At 55.7% G+C, this 22,223-nt stretch carries 25 protein-coding genes and 1 pseudogene; 13 read left to right on the forward strand and 13 right to left on the reverse strand.

Annotated elements, in window-relative coordinates; genetic code table 11:
• Window positions 1-10: 10 nt before the first annotated feature.
• From bamB to IM299_RS11955, 5 genes and pseudogenes are all read left to right on the forward strand, one after another.
• On the forward strand, window positions 11-1,189 hold the full coding sequence (gene bamB / locus IM299_RS11935) for an outer membrane protein assembly factor BamB (protein ID WP_048957768.1): 1,179 nt from the start codon (window positions 11-13) through the stop codon (window positions 1,187-1,189).
• A 112-nt stretch (window positions 1,190-1,301) separates the two neighbouring features.
• Window positions 1,302-2,777: a ribosome biogenesis GTPase Der gene (gene der / locus IM299_RS11940; protein ID WP_028014057.1), complete on the forward strand. Its 1,476-nt coding sequence runs from the start codon at window positions 1,302-1,304 to the stop codon at window positions 2,775-2,777.
• Window positions 2,778-3,077: 300 nt separating this feature from the next.
• Window positions 3,078-4,622, forward strand: a complete 1,545-nt coding sequence (locus tag IM299_RS11945; RefSeq protein ID WP_041908728.1) for a peptide MFS transporter — start codon at window positions 3,078-3,080, stop codon at window positions 4,620-4,622.
• Between the two features lie 58 nt (window positions 4,623-4,680).
• A pseudogene (locus IM299_RS11950) lies at window positions 4,681-5,567 on the forward strand (oxidoreductase).
• A gap of 47 nt (window positions 5,568-5,614) precedes the next feature.
• Window positions 5,615-5,836: a zinc ribbon domain-containing protein gene (locus IM299_RS11955; RefSeq protein ID WP_028014054.1), complete on the forward strand. Its 222-nt coding sequence runs from the start codon at window positions 5,615-5,617 to the stop codon at window positions 5,834-5,836.
• Here the strand turns inward: IM299_RS11955 and IM299_RS11960 are convergent.
• Genes IM299_RS11960 through xseA form a run of 3 tightly spaced genes read right to left on the reverse strand, consistent with a single transcriptional unit; the run spans window position 5,833 to window position 8,635 of the window.
• Entirely contained in the window at window positions 5,833-6,183 is a 351-nt protein-coding gene (locus IM299_RS11960; protein WP_028014053.1) for a protealysin inhibitor emfourin, read from the reverse strand. The genes IM299_RS11955 and IM299_RS11960 overlap by 4 nt on opposite strands.
• Entirely contained in the window at window positions 6,184-7,203 is a 1,020-nt protein-coding gene (locus IM299_RS11965; protein WP_193357522.1) for a M4 family metallopeptidase, read from the reverse strand.
• Between the two features lie 58 nt (window positions 7,204-7,261).
• Window positions 7,262-8,635, reverse strand: a complete 1,374-nt coding sequence (gene xseA, locus IM299_RS11970; protein ID WP_047364161.1) for an exodeoxyribonuclease VII large subunit — start codon at window positions 8,633-8,635, stop codon at window positions 7,262-7,264.
• Between the two features lie 158 nt (window positions 8,636-8,793).
• Between xseA and guaB the strand changes: the two genes are divergently transcribed.
• The 3 genes from guaB to IM299_RS11985 all read left to right on the forward strand — a co-directional run bounded on the left by guaB (window position 8,794) and on the right by IM299_RS11985 (window position 13,350).
• A complete protein-coding gene (guaB, locus tag IM299_RS11975; RefSeq protein ID WP_014884799.1) occupies window positions 8,794-10,260 on the forward strand; it encodes an IMP dehydrogenase in 1,467 nt (488 codons plus the stop codon).
• 66 nt (window positions 10,261-10,326) lie between these two features.
• The gene (guaA, locus tag IM299_RS11980; RefSeq protein ID WP_003860599.1) at window positions 10,327-11,904 is read left to right on the forward strand and encodes a glutamine-hydrolyzing GMP synthase; all 1,578 of its coding nucleotides are present in this window, start codon (window positions 10,327-10,329) and stop codon (window positions 11,902-11,904) included.
• 192 nt (window positions 11,905-12,096) lie between these two features.
• The gene (locus IM299_RS11985) at window positions 12,097-13,350 is read left to right on the forward strand and encodes a site-specific integrase (RefSeq protein WP_193357523.1); all 1,254 of its coding nucleotides are present in this window, start codon (window positions 12,097-12,099) and stop codon (window positions 13,348-13,350) included.
• Here IM299_RS11985 and IM299_RS11990 read toward each other — a convergent pair.
• The 10 genes from IM299_RS11990 to IM299_RS12035 form a co-directional block, all read right to left on the reverse strand.
• On the reverse strand, window positions 13,347-13,940 hold the full coding sequence (locus IM299_RS11990) for an MT-A70 family methyltransferase (protein WP_193357524.1): 594 nt from the start codon (window positions 13,938-13,940) through the stop codon (window positions 13,347-13,349). The two genes, IM299_RS11985 and IM299_RS11990, sit on opposite strands and share 4 nt — an antisense overlap.
• On the reverse strand, window positions 13,937-14,434 hold the full coding sequence (locus IM299_RS11995) for a hypothetical protein (RefSeq protein ID WP_193357525.1): 498 nt from the start codon (window positions 14,432-14,434) through the stop codon (window positions 13,937-13,939). Before IM299_RS11995 ends, IM299_RS11990 begins: the two co-directional genes overlap by 4 nt.
• The gene (locus IM299_RS12000) at window positions 14,431-14,589 is read right to left on the reverse strand and encodes a DUF1317 family protein (protein WP_193357526.1); all 159 of its coding nucleotides are present in this window, start codon (window positions 14,587-14,589) and stop codon (window positions 14,431-14,433) included. The genes IM299_RS11995 and IM299_RS12000 overlap by 4 nt, the downstream gene beginning before the upstream one ends.
• Window positions 14,582-14,878: a PerC family transcriptional regulator gene (locus IM299_RS12005; protein WP_193357527.1), complete on the reverse strand. Its 297-nt coding sequence runs from the start codon at window positions 14,876-14,878 to the stop codon at window positions 14,582-14,584. The genes IM299_RS12000 and IM299_RS12005 overlap by 8 nt, the downstream gene beginning before the upstream one ends.
• A gap of 109 nt (window positions 14,879-14,987) precedes the next feature.
• Window positions 14,988-15,236, reverse strand: coding sequence for an AlpA family transcriptional regulator (locus tag IM299_RS12010; RefSeq protein WP_032634922.1), 249 nt, complete (start codon window positions 15,234-15,236; stop codon window positions 14,988-14,990).
• Window positions 15,237-15,284: 48 nt separating this feature from the next.
• The gene (gene recT, locus IM299_RS12015) at window positions 15,285-16,307 is read right to left on the reverse strand and encodes a recombination protein RecT (RefSeq protein WP_193357528.1); all 1,023 of its coding nucleotides are present in this window, start codon (window positions 16,305-16,307) and stop codon (window positions 15,285-15,287) included.
• A gap of 9 nt (window positions 16,308-16,316) precedes the next feature.
• Window positions 16,317-17,216, reverse strand: a complete 900-nt coding sequence (locus IM299_RS12020; protein WP_193357529.1) for a YqaJ viral recombinase family protein — start codon at window positions 17,214-17,216, stop codon at window positions 16,317-16,319.
• Window positions 17,213-17,512 (reverse strand): hypothetical protein, encoded by a 300-nt coding sequence (locus IM299_RS12025; protein WP_193357530.1) that lies wholly within the window; start codon window positions 17,510-17,512, stop codon window positions 17,213-17,215. Before IM299_RS12025 ends, IM299_RS12020 begins: the two co-directional genes overlap by 4 nt.
• Window positions 17,509-17,658 carry a hypothetical protein gene (locus IM299_RS12030; protein WP_162843058.1) on the reverse strand — a complete coding sequence of 50 codons (150 nt, stop codon included), beginning with the start codon at window positions 17,656-17,658 and terminating at the stop codon, window positions 17,509-17,511. Before IM299_RS12030 ends, IM299_RS12025 begins: the two co-directional genes overlap by 4 nt.
• A gap of 151 nt (window positions 17,659-17,809) precedes the next feature.
• The gene (locus IM299_RS12035; RefSeq protein ID WP_193357531.1) at window positions 17,810-18,400 is read right to left on the reverse strand and encodes a helix-turn-helix transcriptional regulator; all 591 of its coding nucleotides are present in this window, start codon (window positions 18,398-18,400) and stop codon (window positions 17,810-17,812) included.
• 154 nt (window positions 18,401-18,554) lie between these two features.
• On the opposite strand from IM299_RS12035, the gene IM299_RS12040 reads away from it, so the two are divergent.
• The 5 genes from IM299_RS12040 to IM299_RS12060 all read left to right on the forward strand — a co-directional run bounded on the left by IM299_RS12040 (window position 18,555) and on the right by IM299_RS12060 (window position 21,982).
• On the forward strand, window positions 18,555-18,785 hold the full coding sequence (locus tag IM299_RS12040; protein WP_193357532.1) for a hypothetical protein: 231 nt from the start codon (window positions 18,555-18,557) through the stop codon (window positions 18,783-18,785).
• Window positions 18,786-19,127: 342 nt separating this feature from the next.
• Window positions 19,128-20,189 carry a DNA cytosine methyltransferase gene (locus IM299_RS12045; RefSeq protein ID WP_193357533.1) on the forward strand — a complete coding sequence of 354 codons (1,062 nt, stop codon included), beginning with the start codon at window positions 19,128-19,130 and terminating at the stop codon, window positions 20,187-20,189.
• Window positions 20,179-21,009: a DnaT-like ssDNA-binding domain-containing protein gene (locus IM299_RS12050; RefSeq protein WP_193357534.1), complete on the forward strand. Its 831-nt coding sequence runs from the start codon at window positions 20,179-20,181 to the stop codon at window positions 21,007-21,009. Before IM299_RS12045 ends, IM299_RS12050 begins: the two co-directional genes overlap by 11 nt.
• 120 nt (window positions 21,010-21,129) lie before the next feature.
• Complete coding sequence (locus tag IM299_RS12055; protein ID WP_045342853.1) at window positions 21,130-21,474, forward strand: DUF1064 domain-containing protein; 345 nt, start codon at window positions 21,130-21,132, stop codon at window positions 21,472-21,474.
• 61 nt (window positions 21,475-21,535) lie between these two features.
• The gene (locus IM299_RS12060; protein ID WP_227013085.1) at window positions 21,536-21,982 is read left to right on the forward strand and encodes a hypothetical protein; all 447 of its coding nucleotides are present in this window, start codon (window positions 21,536-21,538) and stop codon (window positions 21,980-21,982) included.
• The last annotated feature ends 241 nt before the right edge of the window (window positions 21,983-22,223 follow it).

Raw genomic sequence — 22,223 nt, forward strand, 5'->3', positions numbered from 1 at the left:
GAGGGACCCGATGCAATTGCGTAAATTACTTCTGCCAGGACTGCTTTCTGTTACGTTATTAAGTGGTTGTTCACTGTTCAGTGGCGAAGAAGACGTTGTGAAAATGTCCCCACTGCCGACGGTTGAAAACCAGTTTACCCCATCCACCGCGTGGGATGTCTCCGTGGGCAGTGGGATTGGTGATTTCTATTCCAACCTTCATCCTGCGTATGCAGACAGCGTTGTCTATGCCGCTGACCGCAAAGGTACCGTGAAAGCGGTGAACGCCGATGACGGGAAAGAAGTGTGGTCCGTTAACCTGGCGGAAAAAGACGGCTGGTTCTCCCGTAAACCTGCACTGCTGTCTGGCGGCCTGACCGTTTCCGGTGGGCATGTCTACGTGGGCAGCGAAAAAGCGCAGGTTTATGCGCTGAACAGCAGCGACGGCTCCATTGCCTGGCAAACAACCGTAGCCGGTGAATCTCTTTCTCGCCCGGTTGTGAGCGATGGCCTGGTGCTGATTCATACCAGCAACGGCCAGCTGCAGGCACTGAACGAAGCGGACGGTCTGGTGAAATGGACCGTTAACCTGGATATGCCTGCGCTCTCTCTGCGCGGTGAATCCGCACCTGCAACCGCATTTGGCGCTGCCATTGTGGGCGGTGACAACGGTCGCGTGAGCGCCGTGCTGATGCAGCAGGGCCAGATGATCTGGCAGCAGCGTATCTCGCAGGCCACTGGCTCAACGGAAATCGACCGCCTGAGCGACGTAGACACTACCCCGGTTATCGTTGACGGTGTGGTTTACGCCCTGGCCTATAACGGCAACCTGACCGCGCTGGACTTGCGCAGCGGCCAGATCATGTGGAAACGTGAGCTGGGCTCTGTGAATGATTTCATCGTTGACGGTAACCGCATCTATATGGTTGACCAGAACGATCGCCTGCTGGCGCTGAGCACCGAAGGCGGCGTGACGCTGTGGACGCAAAGCGATCTGCTGCACCGTCTGCTGACCGCGCCAGTGCTGTACAACGGTAGCCTGGTGGTTGGCGACAGCGAAGGTTATATGCACTGGGTTGATCCAGAGAATGGCCGCTTCGTGGCGCAGCAGAAAGTGGACGGTTCAGGCTTCCTGACCGACCCGGTTGTGGCTGACGGCAAACTGCTGATTCAGGCAAAAGACGGCACGCTGTACGCGATCACGCGTTAATTACCCGGCGGTTGTAGTATACTAAACGGCTCCTGTTCACTCAGGAGCCGTTTTGACATTTTTAAAAACGCCGCGAATGCGACGTTTATTTGAATTTTATGAGGCTTCAAACATGGTACCTGTGGTCGCGCTTGTCGGGCGCCCTAACGTTGGAAAATCCACTCTTTTTAACCGTTTAACACGCACCCGTGATGCGCTGGTTGCGGATTTCCCGGGGCTGACGCGTGACCGTAAGTACGGTCGTGCAGAGGTGGAAGGACGCGAGTTCATCTGTATTGATACCGGCGGTATTGATGGCACAGAAGACGGCGTTGAAACCCGCATGGCGGAACAGTCCTTGCTGGCGATTGAAGAAGCGGATGTTGTGCTGTTCATGGTGGATGCGCGCGCTGGCCTGATGCCGGCGGACTCCGCAATTGCTAAGCACCTGCGTTCTCGCGAAAAGCCAACTTTCCTGGTGGCGAACAAAACTGACGGCATCGATGCCGATCAGGCTATCGCGGACTTCTGGTCTCTGGGCATGGGGGATATCCACCCGATTGCGGCATCGCATGGCCGCGGTGTGACCAGCCTGCTGGAAACCGTTCTGCTGCCGTGGGTGGACGAAGTGAACCCGCCGGAAGAGGTGGACGAAGACGCCGCATACTGGGCGCAGTTCGAAGACGGTGAAGAGGGCGAAGAAGAAGAGCCTGAGGATGACTTCAACCCGCAGGATCTGCCGATCAAGCTGGCTATCGTCGGTCGTCCAAACGTAGGTAAGTCTACGCTTACTAACCGTATTCTGGGTGAAGAGCGCGTGGTGGTTTACGACATGCCGGGCACTACGCGTGACAGCATCTACATCCCGATGCAGCGCGATGAACGTGAGTATGTCCTCATCGACACCGCCGGTGTACGTAAGCGCGGAAAAATCACCGACGTGGTGGAAAAATTCTCCGTTATCAAAACCCTGCAGGCGATTGAAGATGCCAACGTGGTGCTGCTGGTCATCGACGCGCGCGAAGGTATCTCCGATCAGGATCTCTCTCTGCTCGGCTTTATCCTCAATAGTGGGCGCTCACTGGTCATCGTCGTCAACAAGTGGGACGGCCTGAGCAATGAAGTGCGCGAGCAGGTGAAAGAGACCCTGGACTTCCGTCTGGGCTTTATCGACTTTGCCCGCGTGCACTTTATCTCTGCGCTGCACGGCAGCGGCGTCGGTAACCTGTTCGAATCCGTGCGTGAAGCCTACGACAGCTCCACCCGTCGTCAGAGCACCGCCATGCTGACCCGTATCATGAATATGGCAGCGGAAGACCACCAGCCGCCGCTGGTGCGCGGTCGTCGCGTGAAGCTGAAATATGCCCACGCCGGTGGCTATAACCCGCCAATCGTGGTGATTCACGGCAACCAGGTGAAAGACCTGCCGGATTCCTACAAGCGCTACCTGATGAACTACTTCCGTAAATCGCTGGACGTGATGGGCACGCCTATTCGTATCCAGTTTAAGGAAGGGGAAAACCCGTTCGCCAACAAGCGCAACACCCTGACGCCGAACCAGATGCGTAAGCGTAAGCGTTTGATTAAGCACATTAAGAAAAGCAAATAATCATTGCCGATCTCACAAAGGCCCGCGTTTATCGCGGGCTTTTTTTTGGCCCAATCATACCGTCGGTTCTCTCTGTGTGAAGTCAATCACTATTCACTCCCAACCATCTTTAAATCCAGAAAAGTAGACAATCGTCGAATTTTCATCTTAAAGTCCCTGGTCCGGTACTAGACAAAACTAGCGACTGGTTATCAAATGGTTAACTAACTTTTCGCCGCATGTAAAAAATCGGTCAGATACGTAACTGGCCGGCGTACCTGCTGGTGTTTACAAGCACGACACATACCTTTCGGGAGAATTATGCAATCCTCTGTTAATCAAAAAGAGAGCCGAACCTTCTTCGGCCATCCTTATCCGCTCGGTTCGCTGTTCTTTACCGAGATGTGGGAGCGTTTCTCGTTCTACGGCATTCGCCCGCTGCTGATCCTGTTTATGGCCGCCACCGTCTATGACGGCGGGATGGGCCTGGCGCGCGAAAACGCCTCGGCGATTGTCGGTATTTTTGCCGGCACCATGTACCTGGCCGCACTGCCGGGCGGCTGGCTGGCGGATAACTGGCTCGGCCAGCAGAGAGCCGTCTGGTACGGTTCGATTCTGATCGCGCTCGGCCACCTGTCGATTGCGCTGTCGGCCATCATGGGCAACAACCTGTTCTTTATCGGCCTGATGTTCATCGTGCTCGGCTCTGGCCTGTTCAAAACCTGTATCTCGGTGATGGTCGGCACCCTGTATAAAAAAGGCGACGCGCGTCGTGACGGCGGTTTCTCGCTGTTCTACATGGGCATTAATATGGGCTCGTTCATCGCCCCGCTGATTTCCGGCTGGCTGATAAAAACCCACGGCTGGCACTGGGGCTTTGGTATCGGCGGCATCGGGATGCTGGTGGCGCTGATTATCTTCCGCGTGTTTGCGGTTCCGGCGATGAAGCGCTACGACAGCGAAGTCGGTCTGGACTCGACATGGAACAGCCCGGTGGTGAAGCGCAACGGCGTGGGCGTCTGGCTGCTGGCGCTGGCGGCAGGCGTGGCAACGCTCGTGACGCTGATCGCGCAGGGCGTGATTGTCATTAACCCGGTCGCGGTAGCCAGCGTGCTGGTCTACGTAATTGCGGCGTCCGTTGCTCTCTACTTTATCTACCTGTTCATCTTCGCGGGCCTGAACCGTAAAGAGCGCGCCAGGCTGCTGGTCTGCTTTATTCTGCTGGTCTCCGCCGCGTTCTTCTGGTCCGCGTTTGAGCAGAAGCCAACCTCGTTCAACCTGTTTGCCAACGACTACACTAACCGCATGATCGGTGATTTTGAAATTCCGGCGGTATGGTTCCAGTCGATCAACGCCCTGTTCATCATCCTGCTGGCCCCGGTGTTCAGCTGGGCATGGCCAAAGCTCGCGAGCATGAACATTCGCCCGAGCAGCATCACCAAGTTTGTTATCGGTATTCTGTGTGCGGCAGCGGGCTTTGGCCTGATGATGCTAGCGGCACAGAACGTGCTGAGCAACGGCGGGGCGGGCGTGTCGCCGTTCTGGCTGGTGGGCAGTATCTTAATGCTGACGCTGGGTGAATTGTGCCTGAGCCCGATCGGTCTGGCGACCATGACCCTGCTGGCGCCGGAGAGAATGCGCGGCCAGATGATGGGGCTGTGGTTCTGCGCCAGCGCGCTGGGTAACCTGGCGGCGGGCCTGATTGGCGGTCACGTGAAGGCCGACCAGCTGGATATGCTGCCGGATCTCTTCGCGCGCTGCTCCATCGCGCTGCTGATTTGTGCCGCAGTGCTGATCGTCCTCATTGTTCCGGTGCGCCGCATGCTGGAAAATGCGCAAACTAAACCGGCAGCTAGCGCCTCATAAACCTCAGTGTGCCGGGGCAGGCGTTATGCCCCGGCACTGTACTTCCTGAGGTGAAACCATGCAGTTAGGATTTGTTGGTCTTGGTGCGGTAGTGGAAACAGCCTATCTGCCCGCACTAAGTAATCTATTCGATGGCGCTGTTCGTTGTTTCGGCTTTGATGTTCTCCCCGCAAAGCACCCTGAAGGCGTTACGCGCTGCGCCTCGCTTGCGGCGCTTTTAGCCACCCCGCTGGATACCCTTTTTATTACCACCGCATCGCTGCACCACCTTGAGGTGCTTGAGCTGGCGATTGCCTCGCCGGTTCCGCGGATTGTGATTGAAAAACCGATTGTCGCCACGGTTCCTCAAATCGAAAAACTCAACACGCTGCTGGCAACACCCGGCGTGGCGTCCCGCGTGCTGGCGCTCGACCACTGGATGGCGCGCATCGAAACGGTGAAGCGGTCGCTGGTCGGCCATATATCTGACATTGCCAGAATCGAAGGTTTTTTGCAGGAGCCGAGCGGATATAACGCCGCAGGGAACCCATCGCGCTCAATTTCGCGACCGGAGAACCGGATACCAGAACGCTTCGCCACCCGGACGGCGTGATTCTGGATATCGGAACGCACGTGCTGGCGATGCTGCGTGAAACGCTGCGTTATCTGGGCGGTCAGGACGATATGACGCTGCAGATGGTAACGGCTAAAGACCGCCTGGGCCACGATATCGCAAAGGGTGACCTGACCACCGCGGAAGATGTGCTGGAGCTAGTTAAAGGTAAGACTATTCAGCGCTGGCATATCCCCGGCACGATCTACGAATGCTGTCTTGCCGGACATATTCTTGGCGCAAACAGTCTGTTTGAGCGCGATCCGCAGGAGGTGAGCCGCACAACGCGCCGCAGGATCGATGAGGTGGCGCTGCTGCTGACCTTGCAGCAACAGTTGCGTGGCCCGCACTGAAGACGTGGTAAAATTATCGCAGACCTGAACGCCCTGAAGGAGACACCATGACCATTACCTGCCCGGATTGCCAGGCACAGCTTGAACCCCTGAACGGGGCGGCGCACTGCGACAGCTGTAATAAAGATATTGCGCTCGAAGCCCGCTGCCCGGAGTGCCATCAGCCACTCCAGGTCTTAAAGGCCTGCGGGGCGGTGGACTATTTCTGCCAGAACGGCCACGGCTTAATTTCTAAAAAGCGCGTGGAGTTTGTTCCGGCCGAAGATTAATCGCACACGCAGTCTTCGCCTTTTTTCCACAGCTCGACCAGCGACTCGGGCGCTTCCTGCTCAGGTACCAGCACGATAATATCGGCGTAGTGCGCCTGATTTTGGCCGGTCCAGATAATCTGGATACGGAAATAGCGCTGGTCACCGCTGCCGGGTGACGACGTCTGACCCGGCGGCTGACCGCGTGGAAAGGCCTGCTCCAGGATGCTCACCAGGCGCTGGCGCTGGGCCTCATTAAGCGAGGAGAGCGCGATGGTACGCTGGCCGCTCAGCTTAGGAATAAAAGCGACGCCGCCTTCCCGGGCCAGCTCAACCACGGCGTCATCCGTCAGTTCCGGAACCTGCATTTACAGCACTCCCACCTGTTCCCAGGCCTGTTTTATCGCCGCCCCAGCGTCGCTACCGGAGCGTTTCTCTCCGTGCGCTATCGTCAGTTTTGCGAAGGCATCAAAATCCGCATCCTGCGCCAGATTGCGATCGCAAACCGTGTCGTACCAGGCATAACCGACTTTTTCCCAGGCGTAACCGCCGATCGCCGTCGCGGCCAGGTAAAACGCCCGGTTGGGGATGCCGGAGTTAAGGTGGACGCCACCGTTATCCTCGCGCGTTTTGATGAAATCTTTCATGTGCGCGGGCTGCGGGTCTTTGCCGAGCAGGGGATCGTCGTAGGCGGTGCCGGGTTCAGACATGGAGCGCAGCCCTTTGCCGTTAATGCCTGCGGCCAGCAGCCCTTCACCAATCAACCAGTCTGCTTTATCGGCGGTTTGCTTGAGATGGTACTGTTTCACCAGCGAACCAAACACGTCTGACAGGGACTCATTCAGCGCGCCCGACTGTTCAAAATAGATTAACCCGGCTTCGGTCTCGGTGACGCCGTGGCTCAGCTCATGCGCCACCACGTCGATGGCAATCGTAAAGCGGTTAAAGATCTCCCCGTCGCCGTCGCCAAACACCATCTGCTGACCGTTCCAGAAGGCGTTCTGATATTCCCGACCGTAATGCACGGTGCCGGTCAAAATCAGCCCCTTATTATCGAGCGAATCGCGCTGATATTCTTTCCAGAAGAAATCATGGGTGATACCCAAATAATCGTACGCCTCGTCCACGGCCACATCGCCATTCGACGGCTGGCCTTCGTAACGCACCTGGGTACCCGGCAGCTCCTGGGTCTGTTTCGCATCGTAGATATCGCGCTCAAGCTGACCGGCTTTATTCACGTGCGGCGCGGCGGGTTTGCCCGGCATATGCGCCATCAGCGTCTGGACGTGGGTTAAGGTCTGACGGGCATAGCGCTGCTGCGGTTCGGAACCGCTTTCGATAATACGACGAAGAATATAAGGGGGAATAACGCTACGAAGATGGGACATGCTGCTCTCCTTATTAAAAAAGGGAATAGCAGCAGTATAGTAAGTAACCGGCGAAGAATTATCCGGTTTTGCGCTGACGCGTCTTTTTCACCGGTTTAATTGATTTCACTTCGCTTTCCACCCAGCCGTCAGACAGGCGGGTGGTAAGAACGTCACCGGTGTTCACCTGTTTGGTTTGCTTCAGCACTTTGCCGTCCGCTGCCGTCGTTACGCTATAGCCGCGCGCCAGCGTGGAGAGGGGGCTGACGGCTTCCAGATGGGTCACCGCGTTGCCAAAACGCTCACGTGTGGTGCTCAGGCGCGCCCGGAGAGTCTCCGCCAGACGATATTCCAACTGCTGAATGCGCGTTTGCGCACGATAGATTTTGGGCTGCGGATTCTGCTGGTTCAGGCGCTGGGTCACACGCTGCTGGCGAGTCACCGCGCGCTTAAGCTGATTATCAAGCGCAAAGTTCATGCGCTGACGCAGGCGTTCCAGCACGGTCTGCTGACGCGCCAGACGAAGCTGCGGGTGCTGCTGCTGAAGACGGTGATGAAGCTGGGTAAAGCGGCGGGTACGGTTGGCAAGGAAGTAGTCCATCGCCATCTCAAGACGCTGCTGGCCGTTCTGAAGCTGACGCAGCAGCTCCAGCTGGTTACGGCTCACCACTTCCGCCGCCGCGGACGGGGTAGGCGCACGCAGATCCGCAACAAAATCCGCGATTGTCACGTCCGTTTCATGCCCGACGGCGCTCACCACGGGGATATCGCTTGCAAAGATTGCCCGCGCCACGCGCTCGTCGTTAAAGCTCCACAGGTCTTCCAGCGAGCCGCCGCCGCGCCCGACGATCAACACGTCACACTCCTTACGCGCATTTGCCAGTTCAATGGCGCGTACAATCTGGCCTGGCGCATCGTCACCCTGAACGGCGGTCGGGTAGATGATGACGGGCAGGGAAGGGTCGCGACGCTTAAGCACGTGCAAAATATCGTGCAGCGCTGCACCGGTTTTCGAGGTGATGACCCCAACGCAGTGGGCGGGTGAGGGCAGCGGTTTTTTGAACTGCTGGTCGAACAAACCTTCCTCAGAGAGTTTGGCTTTAAGCTGTTCGTACTTCTGCTGCAGCAGGCCTTCGCCCGCAGGCTGCATGCTCTCGACGATAATCTGATAATCACCGCGCGGTTCATACAGGGTTATATTGGCGCGAACCAGAACCTGCTGGCCGTGCTGCGGACGGAACGTCACGCGACGGTTGCTGTTGCGGAACATCGCGCAGCGCACCTGGGCGGTATCGTCTTTTAAGGTAAAATACCAGTGTCCGGAAGACGGTTGCGTGAAGTTTGAGATTTCACCGCTGATCCAGACCTGCCCCATTTCCTGCTCAAGCAGCAAACGCACCGTCTGATTAAGGCGGCTGACAGTATAAATTGAGGGGGATTGAGAGGATAACATGTGAGCGGGATCAAATTCTAAATCAGCAAGTTATTCAGTCGATAGTAACCTGCTGAGAGGCATTCGCAAGCATTTTTTCAAAAAAGTGTAGATGCAATCGGTTACGCTCTGTATAATGCCACGGCAATATTTAACCACCCAGGTCAGAGATATTGCCCATGCTACGTATCGCTAAAGAAGCACTGACGTTTGACGACGTCCTCCTCGTTCCCGCTCATTCCACCGTTCTGCCGAATACTGCCGACCTCAGCACGCAGTTGACGAAAACCATTCGTCTGAACATTCCTATGCTCTCCGCGGCAATGGACACCGTGACTGAAGCGCGCCTGGCTATCGCCCTGGCACAGGAAGGCGGCATTGGCTTTATCCACAAAAACATGTCTATCGAACGTCAGGCAGAAGAAGTTCGCCGCGTGAAGAAGCATGAGTCCGGCATCGTGTCCGATCCTCAGACTGTTCTGCCAACCACTACCCTGCACGAAGTGAAAGCCCTGACCGAACGTAACGGCTTTGCCGGCTACCCGGTAGTGACCGAAGACAATGAACTGGTGGGCATCATCACCGGTCGTGACGTGCGCTTCGTGACTGACCTGAACCAGCCTGTCAGCGTCTACATGACGCCAAAAGAGCGTCTGGTGACCGTCCGCGAAGGCGAAACTCGCGACGTGGTGCTGGCAAAAATGCACGAAAAACGCGTTGAGAAAGCGCTGGTTGTGGATGCGAACTTCCACCTGCGCGGCATGATCACCGTTAAAGATTTCCAGAAAGCAGAACGTAAACCGAACGCCTGTAAAGACGAGCATGGCCGTCTGCGCGTCGGCGCTGCCGTAGGCGCGGGTGCAGGTAACGAAGAGCGCGTTGACGCGCTGGTGGCGGCGGGCGTTGACGTCCTGCTGATTGACTCCTCTCACGGCCACTCCGAAGGCGTGCTGCAGCGTATTCGTGACACCCGTGCAAAATACCCTGACCTGCAGATCATCGGCGGCAACGTGGCGACGGGCGCAGGCGCTCGCGCGCTGGCTGACGCCGGCTGCAGCGCGGTGAAAGTGGGTATCGGCCCTGGCTCTATCTGTACCACCCGTATCGTGACCGGCGTGGGCGTTCCGCAGATCACCGCGGTTTCTGACGCGGTTGAAGCGCTGGAAGGCACCGGTATTCCGGTTATCGCTGACGGCGGTATCCGCTTCTCTGGCGACATCGCGAAAGCCATCGCCGCGGGCGCTGCTGCCGTAATGGTAGGCTCCATGCTCGCTGGTACCGAAGAATCCCCGGGCGAAATCGAACTCTACCAGGGCCGTTCTTACAAATCTTACCGTGGGATGGGCTCCCTGGGCGCGATGTCCAAAGGTTCCTCTGACCGTTACTTCCAGACCGATAACGCTGCTGACAAACTGGTACCGGAAGGTATCGAAGGCCGCGTGGCCTATAAAGGCCGTCTGAAAGAGATCATTCACCAGCAGATGGGCGGCCTGCGTTCCTGTATGGGTCTGACCGGCTGTGGTACCATTGACCTGCTGCGTACCAAAGCGGAATTCGTACGTATCAGCGGTGCGGGTATCCAGGAGAGCCACGTTCACGACGTGACGATCACCAAAGAGTCCCCGAACTACCGTCTGGGCTCCTGATAAGTTTCCGCGCCCGGCTTCTGCCGGGCGCTTTGTTTTGTTTCACTTGCCTCGGAATTAGCGTCAATGACGGAAAACATTCATAAACATCGCATTCTCATCCTGGACTTCGGTTCTCAGTACACTCAGTTGGTCGCGCGCCGCGTGCGTGAACTGGGCGTTTACTGTGAGCTGTGGGCGTGGGATGTCACGGAAGCACAGATTCGCGAATTCAATCCAAGCGGCATCATCCTGTCCGGCGGCCCGGAAAGCACTACCGAAGAGAACAGCCCGCGCGCGCCGCAGTACGTGTTCGAAGCGGGCGTGCCGGTATTCGGCGTGTGCTACGGTATGCAGACCATGGCAATGCAGCTGGGCGGCCACGTAGAAGGCTCCAACGAACGTGAGTTCGGCTACGCGCAGGTTGAAGTTGTCACCGACAGCGCGCTGGTGCGCGGTATCGAAGACTCCCTGACCGCAGACGGCAAGCCGCTGCTGGACGTGTGGATGAGCCACGGCGACAAAGTTACCGCCATCCCGTCTGACTTCGTGACCGTTGCCAGCACCGAAAGCTGCCCGTTCGCCATCATGGCGAACGAAGAAAAACGCTTCTACGGCGTGCAGTTCCACCCGGAAGTGACCCACACCCGTCAGGGTATGCGCATGCTGGAGCGCTTCGTGCGTGACATCTGCCAGTGTGAAGCCCTGTGGACCCCGGCAAAAATCATCGACGACGCCGTGGAGCGTATCCGCCAGCAGGTTGGCGATGACAAAGTGATCCTCGGCCTCTCCGGCGGCGTGGACTCCTCCGTCACCGCGATGCTGCTGCACCGTGCCATCGGCAAAAACCTGACCTGCGTCTTCGTGGACAACGGTCTGCTGCGTCTGAACGAAGCGAAGCAGGTCATGGACATGTTCGGCGACCACTTCGGTCTGAACATCGTTCACGTGGAAGGCGAGCAGCGCTTCCTGGACGCGCTGAAAGGCGAGAACGATCCGGAAGCGAAACGTAAGATCATCGGTCGCGTCTTCGTCGAAGTGTTCGACGAAGAAGCGCTGAAGCTGGAAGACGTGAAGTGGCTGGCGCAGGGTACCATCTACCCGGACGTGATCGAGTCTGCGGCCTCCGCAACCGGTAAAGCGCACGTCATCAAATCTCACCACAACGTGGGCGGCCTGCCGAAAGAGATGAAGATGGGTCTGGTTGAACCGCTGCGCGAGCTGTTCAAAGACGAAGTGCGTAAAATAGGTCTGGAACTGGGTCTGCCGTACGACATGCTCTACCGTCACCCGTTCCCGGGTCCGGGTCTGGGCGTGCGCGTGCTGGGCGAAGTGAAGAAAGAGTACTGCGACCTGCTGCGTCGCGCGGACGCGATCTTCATCGAAGAGCTGCACAAAGCTGACCTGTACAACAAGGTAAGCCAGGCGTTCACCGTGTTCCTGCCGGTTCGCTCCGTCGGCGTCATGGGCGATGGCCGTAAGTACGACTGGGTTGTCTCCCTGCGTGCGGTGGAAACCATCGACTTCATGACCGCGCACTGGGCGCACCTGCCGTATGACTTCTTAGGCCGCGTGTCTAACCGCATCATCAACGAAGTGAATGGTATTTCCCGCGTGGTGTATGACATCAGCGGTAAGCCACCGGCTACGATTGAGTGGGAATGATGTATAGCTAGCTCATAGCTCATCATATCTATTCATTTTAATATCTAACCCTCTGTAATCGCAGAGGGTTTTTGTTTATATCTACTCATATCTATTCACTCTACACCACATTTTTCGACGGTACAGGTGACGGTATTACCTGAAAGGTATACTCTCGTACCGACAAAAACATGGATGCATTACGGGTGAATTGTGCTTACCGATACCAAACTGAAAAACCTGAAGCCGCAGGAGAAACTGTATAAGGTTTCCGACCGTGACGGGCTGTATGTCGCCGTGCTCACGTCAGGCTCTGTCTCGTTCCGCTACGACTACCGCATTAACGGCCGCCGTGAAACACTGGTGATCGGCCAGTATGGTCGTGACGGTATCAGCCTGGCGGAAGCGCGAGAAGAATTGATTAACGCTAAAAAGCTCGTGAAGGCAGGCCAGTCGCCTGCTGCGGCGAAACGAGACGGTACAAAAAAAATCCGTGGGGCTGAGACGTTCGCGGTACATACCGACAGTTACATGAAGAATGCCACGCTGGCGGACAGTACGCGGGAGCTTAAGCGGGCGATCATTGATCGTGACCTGATACCGTCACTCGGCAACAAACTAATGACTGAGATCACCACAGCGGCGGTTCGTGATTTGTGCGATAAAATCGTCCAGCGCGGTGGTAATGCAACAGCAGTAAGAGCCCGGGAGATAATCAGCAGTGTGTACCGCCATGCTAATGACAGAGGGCACGGATTCTATAACCCAGCTGCTGATATAAAACCGTCATCCATTGCCACATTTGTGGACCGGGAGCGATACCTTAGTCCAGAAGAAATTGGTGTATTTTTCCGTGCGCTGGATAGTTTCAGTGCAATGGGCACGCTGAAGATGGCAATCAAACTCGTGCTGCTGACAATGGTCAGGAAAGGAGAATTCACCAACGCCGAGTTGAAAGAAATCAGCTTCACCAAAGGGATATGGACTATTCCGGGCGAAAGAATGAAGAGCGGGAAACCTCATTCAATTTACCTTTCAAGGCAGGCACTTGATCTGATGGTAACTCTTCAGATGTGCGCCGGGGGTAGTATTTATCTTGTGCCTGGCCGGTACGACTTCAACAAACCGATCTCCAACGCCTCGCTTAATTCCCTGATCGACCGCGTAGTGGCGCGCATAAACGAATCGGGTTATCACTTTGAACGCTTTACTGTGCATGATCTGCGACGTACCGCCAGTACTAACCTTCATGAAGCTGATTATCCATCAGACTGGATAGAGAAAGGCCAGGCCAGAAAGCAGAAAGGGACGAGAGCGGTTTACAATAAAGCAGAGTATGCGCGGCAGCGCGCTTACATGCTTCAGCAGTGGGCTGATATGGTTGATGCGTGGATAGCAGGGGAGCACACCGATCTGGTGTTATTCTCCCCTTCGAAGTTTGAGAAGTGGATGGAGTCGCAGGATTAAGCGGCCTCCACTTTTATAATGTCAACCGCGCATCCTGGCAGTAGCTGCACCGCCGGGCCTTCGCACTGATTTCCCCATACGTCGAAGCCATGCGACGACTGCCGGGCGAATAGCTCTATGCGCGGCACATCGCCAAGCAGCTGCACCAGCTTTTCCCTGATCACGTCAGGTTTGCGAGAGTTCTCCAGTCGTGGCGCCGTGACGTGCTGGCATATAGAGGCGTCCATGCGCGCCGGAAGTTTCCCGCGTACCGCAAACAAACAGTCTTCACTGTTCGCCCTGGTCATGTGCCCCATGCCGATCGCGCTGTTGCCTTTGTGCTTGTTCGTCTTGTGCCAGGTGAAACCCTTCATGGTCATGAGGCGGAAGCCCCACGCTTCGATTACCTTTAGCGCCTCAACCGGCTGAGTCGGAACCCACCACATCGCAAGCAGGCAATCGTCGGCAGCCAGATCCCACACAGGAAGGCGGCAGATATCAAGAACGTTCATGACAGGGTATTTAAACCCGGCGCCGCGGTTGCCGTCTGCTGCTTTGTCGCGGTAGACCCAAGGCGGGTCAGCGTAGATTAGAGTGTATTTTCCGGTCATGATGCACCGCCTTTGGCGCGGGCGATGGCTGCATGCGCTGCCCAGACTGGCTCTTTGCGCGGCATAGCCACGCCGCGCTGCTTCCCATCCGGCCCACGCTCTCCGGTGTCGCAATCGGCTACCAGTGCCACCAGCGCCGCCATCAGATCGTCGCGCTGCCCGGCAAGTTTTGAATGCTCAATGGCGGCGTTTTCCAGCTGGGCTTTGTGCTTCTTGTAAGCCTCAAAGGCGTGCCATGATTGGCCTTTACGCACACTGGTGGTGATATCGTTCACCTGCTCAGGTGTAAGAGTGGTCAGCGGCTGCGCTGGGTAAATCAGTACCTGCCCTGCATCCCAGTCGAATCCAACCTGAATGGACTCGACAGCAACGGATGGCGATGCGCCAATGCCGCCCGGAGAGTGGATTGAGATAGTAATCTCCGGGTCGCGCCGCTGCGTTGTTGAACTGGACCAGATACGGGCTACCAGCTCAGTGAATTTGGAGAATTTCATGCCGCCACCTTCCTGCTGTTCATCAGCTCAGCCAGGCGCTGAGCTTTTAATGGGTTTCTGATAACCTGGCCGCCGGGTGCCAACCACCCGCGGCGCAGAGATGAATAAACCAGCGTGATACTGCCGACGCGGATATTGTCGTGCGGGTTAGTCATACACCACCCCGCGACATCCGATCCCGCTGTAGTCCAGATGCGGGGTGCGGTTACCTTTGGTTATGCACTGCTGGCGGCGCACCGCGATGCGGGCGCGCTCAACTTCACCGACAGCGGCGTCCAGGCACTGGAGCCAGAGACGGGCTGCTATTCGGTAATGTCCCAGGCGCTCACGCTCGATGGCCCGGCTTTCGATCTCCATTGCTTCCGGTGTTACTGCCACCACTCTTTCAACACGGCGCTGCGAGACGTAGTCTTCGTGATAGCGCTCAAGCTTCGTCTTTTTCATTTGATCCAGACCTCTCAACTGATAACTGACGCTACCCACATCAGGTAGGCCACTATGGTCAGGCACAGATACACCTCTGACCATCTGTCGATATGCCTTCCGAGCGCCTTCATGCTGCTGCACTCACGGGGCGATACACGCGGCGGTCAACTGGCGGCTTTTTTCCGGTGAACGTCGCCGGACTTGCCGCCTTACGTTTATCCAGCCAGGCTTCAACTTCGCTCTGGTCCCACGCGCAGCGGCGGTCGGTGATCCAGAAACGTGACGGGAATTCTCCGGCCTGCTCCAGGCGGTCAATCGTGCTCCATGACAGTGGCACCACCGCCAGGAGTTCCTTCTTACCAAATGCACCTTTCATAAATACCTCTCTTGGTTGCAGGTGTGGCGCCGTGGCGCCACGGTGGTGTTATTCGAATTCAGGACGCATATCGTTAAGCGTCGTCATGAATCCCTGGTGGTATTCCTCACCGAGCTTTTCAGCCATGGTGTTGATCTCATCTTCGGCACGCTTAAACATCGCCTTGGCATCTGCTGCGGATGAATCGAGGCTGTTCAGAATTGCGCTGACGTATTCCCGCGCCTCTTCGCGATCAGAGTCAGAAACCACCGTCAGGCTCTGCTGCTCATCATCAACAACGGAATACTCGCCGGTGATAACTGCCGCGTTATCCTGACTCAGGCCAGCTTCCGCGCGTTCATCCATCACAACAGCCTTTTGCAGTTCGATAGAGACAGGCAGGTATTTGAACAGGCGGCGGATCACCGTCTTTTTCGCCATTTCGTCGAAGTGTTCAACCCACGGACCGCTGCTGCCGGCTTTACTCAAAGCACGTACTTTTTCAACGTCTGCCCGGCTCATAACTTCGAACTGGACGCCGCCATCTTTCAGGCGGGCAACGGCGTAAACATGGGTCAGTTCGCCGCGGTCACCGGTTTCGCAAGGCGAGTGCTCGAGCGTTTCTTCCAGGCCGTATGAGTAGCTGAATTTGTCGTTTACATGCACGGTGCGCGCTGAGATGCTCAGGATCTGCCCGGAGCGGCGGGCAAGGTCAATCATCCCGCGATAGCCGATGATGAGCTGAGCTTCGGTAGATACCGTTTCCCAGCGGCCATTTACTTTCTGGCGCTTGTCGAAAGGTATCAGGTACGCGTGACCAAGTGCGCCGCCCGGCTCAAGTCCGAGCTGAGCGCATTGCATGATTGCACCGAGGAAACTGGCTTGGTCGCATGCTGCCAGTTTTGGAACCTTGCGGATCTCAGTAGTAGCGATGCGTGCCAGGCGGTCAGCCGTCATGTGCTTTGGAAGAGCCAGTGCCATTTGAGCCTTAATTTTTGGATCTGCGAGAAGCCCGGCCAGGGTGGTGGGTTTCTCGTTATGCTGTGCAACCTGGTTGCCGGTCGCTGCTGCCTTAAGTGCGTTGGTAGACATTTTTTCTCCTTACTTCATTCTGAAAACGCGTGATGTCGTTGCTGTTTTGAATTTTTCGTACAGGTCAGGGTGCTCAGCCTGGAATAATTTCTGGTCGAACCGGTTACTAACCTGAGATTTCCACGTGCAAATCGGTTTCCCGTCCAGTGTCAGGATTGAGTGCTCCTGCATGTACAGCTTCAGCTTCTCTTCCGATACGGCGATTTCTGCTTCCAGCGACTTGCAGCGTGATTTCATGTCGCGCAGGTCGTTGAAAAGTGTCAGTGCCTTACCGTCTGCCTCAATGCTTGAACCGGCATCCTTCTCAAACATCAGAGAAATATCGCTGACGGTTGTGGCCTCTGGCGGATTCAGGTTTATCACCCTGTCCCAGAAGGCGACTTCTTTTTCCAGGATGGCCTGAATGGTTTCCTCATCACGCTCAACTCGATAGATACGGAAATCGTCACCGCCGATTAAGACGCCGAATACGCACACCTTTTTTCCGGTAACCATCAGCCCATGCATGGCCTGCGCCGTGTAATGAACCGGGATTGCATCGGTCTGAACCTCTCCCCATTCCTTAGCTTTGAACGGGCTAACCGTTTTGATCTCGATGTTCTCGCCGGTGGCCGCTTCTGCATCGATCTCTGCAGCGATAAAGCCGTAATCGCGGTGGATATACCGGTTGCCGCGATGAATAATTTCGAGTCCTGTCTCTTCAGAAAGCAGGTCAATTACGTATGGCTCCATACGCTGGCCACGCGTGAAAACTTTCTGTTTCGAAGGGTCAACTGGTTTGATTCTTGGCTGAACCTTATCCAGATACACCTCAAGCGGAGTGCGCCACGGGCTAATTCCGAGAATTCCGGCGACATCACTGCCGCCGAGGTATTTGGTCCTGTCCATGCTGCCGGCGTTCTGCATCATGCCGCGCTCCTCGCCGTGTCCAGCTGGTCAGCCAGATCCCACTTCGCGATGATGCTGGTCAACGCGGCCTGGTACGCTGCGAGAGCTTCTTCAAACTCGACGCTCATCATCAGCTCTTCCAGAATCTCCGTGCGAACGCCTTTGCGCTCCAGCTCGTAGAAAGGTTTCTGCAGCTGGTGGTACTTGATAGCGTCGATCAGCTCTACCTGGCGCTCGTAGTGCAGCTGGCTCAGCTTGTAGTCGCTGTCGATGCTGGTCATGATTTTTTTCAGGTTATTAATCTGCTGGATGTTCACTTGCTCACCCCCATATCCATTTCAGTTTTGACTGCCATCTTGGTGACAAAAGCCCAGTTGATGGCTTCATGCAGAGTGCGGCACTTGGTGCTCATCAGCCCGCACGCCGTAACGCAGTACCAACCGTTGATGATTTTCCACTGCATAATTCGTTACCTCAGTGTTACCGTTGAGGTAATAATTATCCTTATGTGGTTTGAAGTCAATAGGTATGATTATAAAAAATTACCCGTGAGGTAATCTTAATGGCAATAAAAAAGCCGCTCAATGGCGGCTTAGTCTTTGAAATATATGGAGTTATTCTTGCGTTTTACCGTTCTGAACAATCACGAAATCGACGTAACTCTCAATCTTGCTTTTCTCGCTCTCGGGTAACAATGCGTAGCGGGCCCGGTCGTAATGGATGGTCGCCGGGTCGCGGGGATGGATAAGCAGCTCATAGCCGCGGCGCCCGAACGCGCTGGCGATCGACTCCAGGGTGGAGATAGAAACGCTAACCTCATTGTTCAGCATGCGGTTGATTGTCGCCTGGGCAACTCCGGAGGCTTTCGACAGCTTGCCCTGAGATGACAGGTCGCGGTTGTTCTGCATCCACGCCTCGAGATTATGCGCCGCCAGCTGGCCGATATCGGAAGGGGTGATCTCTTCCTGCGGAATGGCAACAGCAGATAATGAGTGGTCGATGTCCAGCCAGTTGGTTGGCTTGTTCGCTGCCTTCTCAATCTTGCGCGCCACCGTGTCGCCGACCACCTTCTGCCCGCGGACCCAGCGGTTCACCAGGTTTGCCTGAGTTCCCAGTTTTTCCGCCAGACGAGTCTGCACCCCGTTAAAGTCACGGTCGATGATATCGTTAATATTCTGCCTGCGGATATCCTGAATACTTTTCATGCTCTGGTGAATCGCCTCATATATGAATTAGTTAGAGGTTCAATTAAAAGCGAATTTACCCCACAGGTAAATGCACCTCACAGGTAACAAACCTTGATTTTTATTACCTTCTGGGTGAATATTTGTTATCTGGAATTAATATCAGGCAATAGCTATGAGAGAGAACGAAAAATTCGACTTCAAAAAACACTGGTTGCAACTCACTCCTGATGAGCGAAATGCCTTTGCTGACGAGGCCGGAACGACCAGCCACTACATCCAGACGCATCTGACAGGCCGCAGGAAAATGCCTGGTAAGACATTGATGAATGGGCTATTTAAGGCATGTAAGCAACGCGGATGGGTCAGGACAAAGCCGGAACTGGCTATCTTCTTCTACGAATAAAACCTCCTTCAAACCCCCATCAGGCCGCCTTCTGGCGGTCTTTTCATATCTATTCAGTACTCTCAGGTAATAATGATCCAAATATGGTTGATCTTTTTTCGGCCATCGCACAAAATTACCGATATCCATAACCAAACATGAGGCCGTTTTCGTGAAAATTGTCACCAGAATGGAGGCCGCTAAGGCTGGCCTGAACAGATTCTACACCGGCAAAGCATGCCGGAATGGTCATAAGGCGGAGCGCTATGTGCTGAACGGAACCTGTGTTGAGTGTGCACTTCAGAGCGCAAACCGTCATCGCAGAGAATTCTCATCCGCTCTCAAATCCGCACGGGGTGAAGCATGAAACCCGCAGCGTATTACAACGAAATCGACCAATTTGCAGCGCAGTGGCTGCGTAACCTGATCGCCGGCGGTCATATCGCCCCGGGCGAAGTTGATGAAAGGAGTATTGAAGATGTCACACCTGACGACCTGCGAGGATTCACGCAGTGCCACTTCTTCGCCGGAATTGGCGTCTGGTCTCATTCCCTGCGCCTCGCCGGATGGCCTGACGATAAACCAGTCTGGACCGGCTCCTGCCCATGCCAGCCTTTCAGCGCGGCAGGCAAAGGAGATGGGTTTGCTGACGAGCGGCACCTTTGGCCCCACTTCTTCCACCTCATCAGCGAGCGCAGACCTCAGCATGTCTTTGGCGAGCAGGTTGCAGCTGGTAACGCAAACGCATGGTTCGACCTTGTACAAGCTGACCTGGAAGGAATGGAATACGCCTTCGGGCTTGTGCCGTTTGCGGCAGCGGGCGTCGGTGCGCCGCACATCAGAGAGCGGGCTTATTGGGTGGCCCACGCCTGTAGCGAATACGAATCCGCAGCCGGAAACGAAACGGGGATTACAGCACGTCTCCGGAGCAGCTCGACTGACAGGCTGGCAAACACCGGTGGCGAACGACTCAACCGGGTCGACTCATTGCTACAGCGGGAAGAATCAGGACGGATCACCAAAAGTATGCTTGAAGCTGCCGGGCACGGCGTTACTGGCGGGATGGGTTACGCCGACAACTCGCGACTGGAAAGACACATCAGGGATGACAGCGCAGCGGGAAGGGAAAGAGCGGCTGGATCAGTTACCGCGCCAGGCTTACACAGCAGGCCCCTTGAGGTTAACGGTTTTTGGCGAGATGCGGACTGGCTCTTATGTCGAGATGGCAAATGGCGTCCAGTTGAACCCGGCACATTCCCGCTGGTTGATGGGGCTGCCGCGCGCCTGGGACGAGTCGAGCCCGGGGTGGCAAGAGTGGCAAGCAGCAACCGCGTCGGCCGACTCAAAGGCTACGGTAACGCCATAAACGCACAGGCAGCGGCTGAATTTATCCGGGCTTATATGGGGGTTAGCTATGGCCGGTGACTGGATCAAGATGCGTGCCGACCTGCACACGCACCCTAAAGTTGTCCGCATGGCGTCCGCATTGAAAGCGGACAGATTGCGGATAGTTGGCGGACTACATTCCGCATGGTGTCTTTTCGATGTCCACTCCGTTGACGGTTTGCTTGACGGATACAGCGCGGACACTCTCGACGACCTGATCGGCTTCCCTGGGTTTTCTCGGGCAATGATGGCTGTCGGATGGCTCGAAGAAAATGGCGAAAGCCTAGTAATGCCGCGCTTCGAGGCCCATAACGGGCAGTCTGCCAAGCGTCGAGCACAGGATGCTGACAGGAAGAGAAATGTCCGCAAAGCGTCCGCATCTGAAGCGGACAAAAAGCGGACCAGAGAAGAGAAGAGAAGAGAAGATATAAAAGATAAACCCCACACATGGAGCGAGCAAAATTCACCTGTGGATAACTCTGCTGGTGGCGGGGAACCAGATCCGGATGCGAACAACGCGATGCTGAATGGCTACGTTGCTCCGGGCGGAATGGGTGAGCTTGGAAAATTCCAGATGCACGACAACTGGAAGCCTGATCAGCAGTTCATCCAGCGCGCTGCGCTGTGGGGCATAACTCTGAAGACGGACATCACGCCGTTCGAGCTGGCAGACTTCATCACGTACTGGAAAGCGGAGGGCAAAGCATTCCACCACGACCAGTGGCAGCAGAAGCTGGCAAGAAGCGTGCAGCAGTCCAGGGCAAGGCCGGTCGCCCAGCAGCAACGAAGGGATATCAACGACGTGCCGGAGCCGGACAAGACCATTCCGCAGGGATTCAGGGGCTACCAGGCCACATAGCAGCACCAGCGCGGCAGCGCATTTTTTTACGCCTGCATAGTTACCTTGAAGGTAACAAAATATGCGCATAGCTATTGATTTTAACTCTAATGTGGATTTAAATTACCTAAGGGGTAAATCATGAGAAAGCAGTTACAGGCTCTTGGTCGACTCAAGACAGGCCAGATGAACAAGACGGAATCTGCGTACTGCCAGCATCTGGAGCTGCGCAAGCATGCCGGTGAGGTGGCCTGGTACCGGTTCGAAGGTATCAAGCTGAGACTGGCTGATAACACGTTCTACACGCCGGACTTCGCAGTGATGCTCACCACCGGGGAGATGGAGCTGCACGAGGTGAAAGGTTTCTGGACCGACGACGCCAGGGTGAAAACCAAAGTCGCAGCAGATCAGTATCCGTTCCGCATCATCGGCGTGACTGTGAAGCCGAAGAAAGCCGGTGGCGGATGGAATGTCGAAGTGTTCTGAATCGACGATCCTTTTTGATATCAACGTAATCAATAACTTATACGGGTAAGCGGGGGTAAAGATGGAATGCAATGTGAGTGAACTGGTAAAGCGCGGTCATGACCAGGCAGCAGAGCTGAAGGCATCATGCGGCGCCGTCGATGTGCTCGACGTTGCACAACTTATTAGCGATCTGGCTACGCAGCTGGATGTGCAACTGGCTCGCAGTAATGCGCTGGCTGCGGAGAATGCCTGCCTGAAACAGAGCATCGAAGAGGTGGCAGAGGTATTTGAAACCGGTACTGATGGTGCTCTTGCTACTGCTGTTGACGAGTCTTTAAACCTGCTCACTCCGGAAACTGATGCGGTATTGAAAAGGATTCAGGCGCAGGGTGTGGCTATGTTCGCTTCAAAGTGCAAAGAAGAATCGAAGCGTGCCCACTCTTCAGACGCCAGGGATTCCTGGTGGGTCTCGGGTGAAAACGCTGACGAATTCGCCGCCCAGCTTCGCAAAGGAGTCCAGTCATGAGAGATTCAATTAGTCATGTCGATGACTGTCACCTGAGCGTGCGAGTCGATGAAATTGCATCATCCGTACCTACTTTCCCAACAAAAAATGCAGCCGTTAGTGCAGGCGCGCCATTCGGCTGGAGGACCGCAGTTCGTCTTGAGAGACGATTCGAAAATGTATGGGTAGTTGGTAAGAAATGCTTCCAGGATGATCACTCTGCTGGGATTAACTTTGAAGCATATCGATTCCCGCTCCTTAG

It is taken from the genome of Enterobacter cloacae complex sp. P47BA (assembly GCF_014930485.1).
Lineage (GTDB): Bacteria > Pseudomonadota > Gammaproteobacteria > Enterobacterales > Enterobacteriaceae > Enterobacter > Enterobacter bugandensis.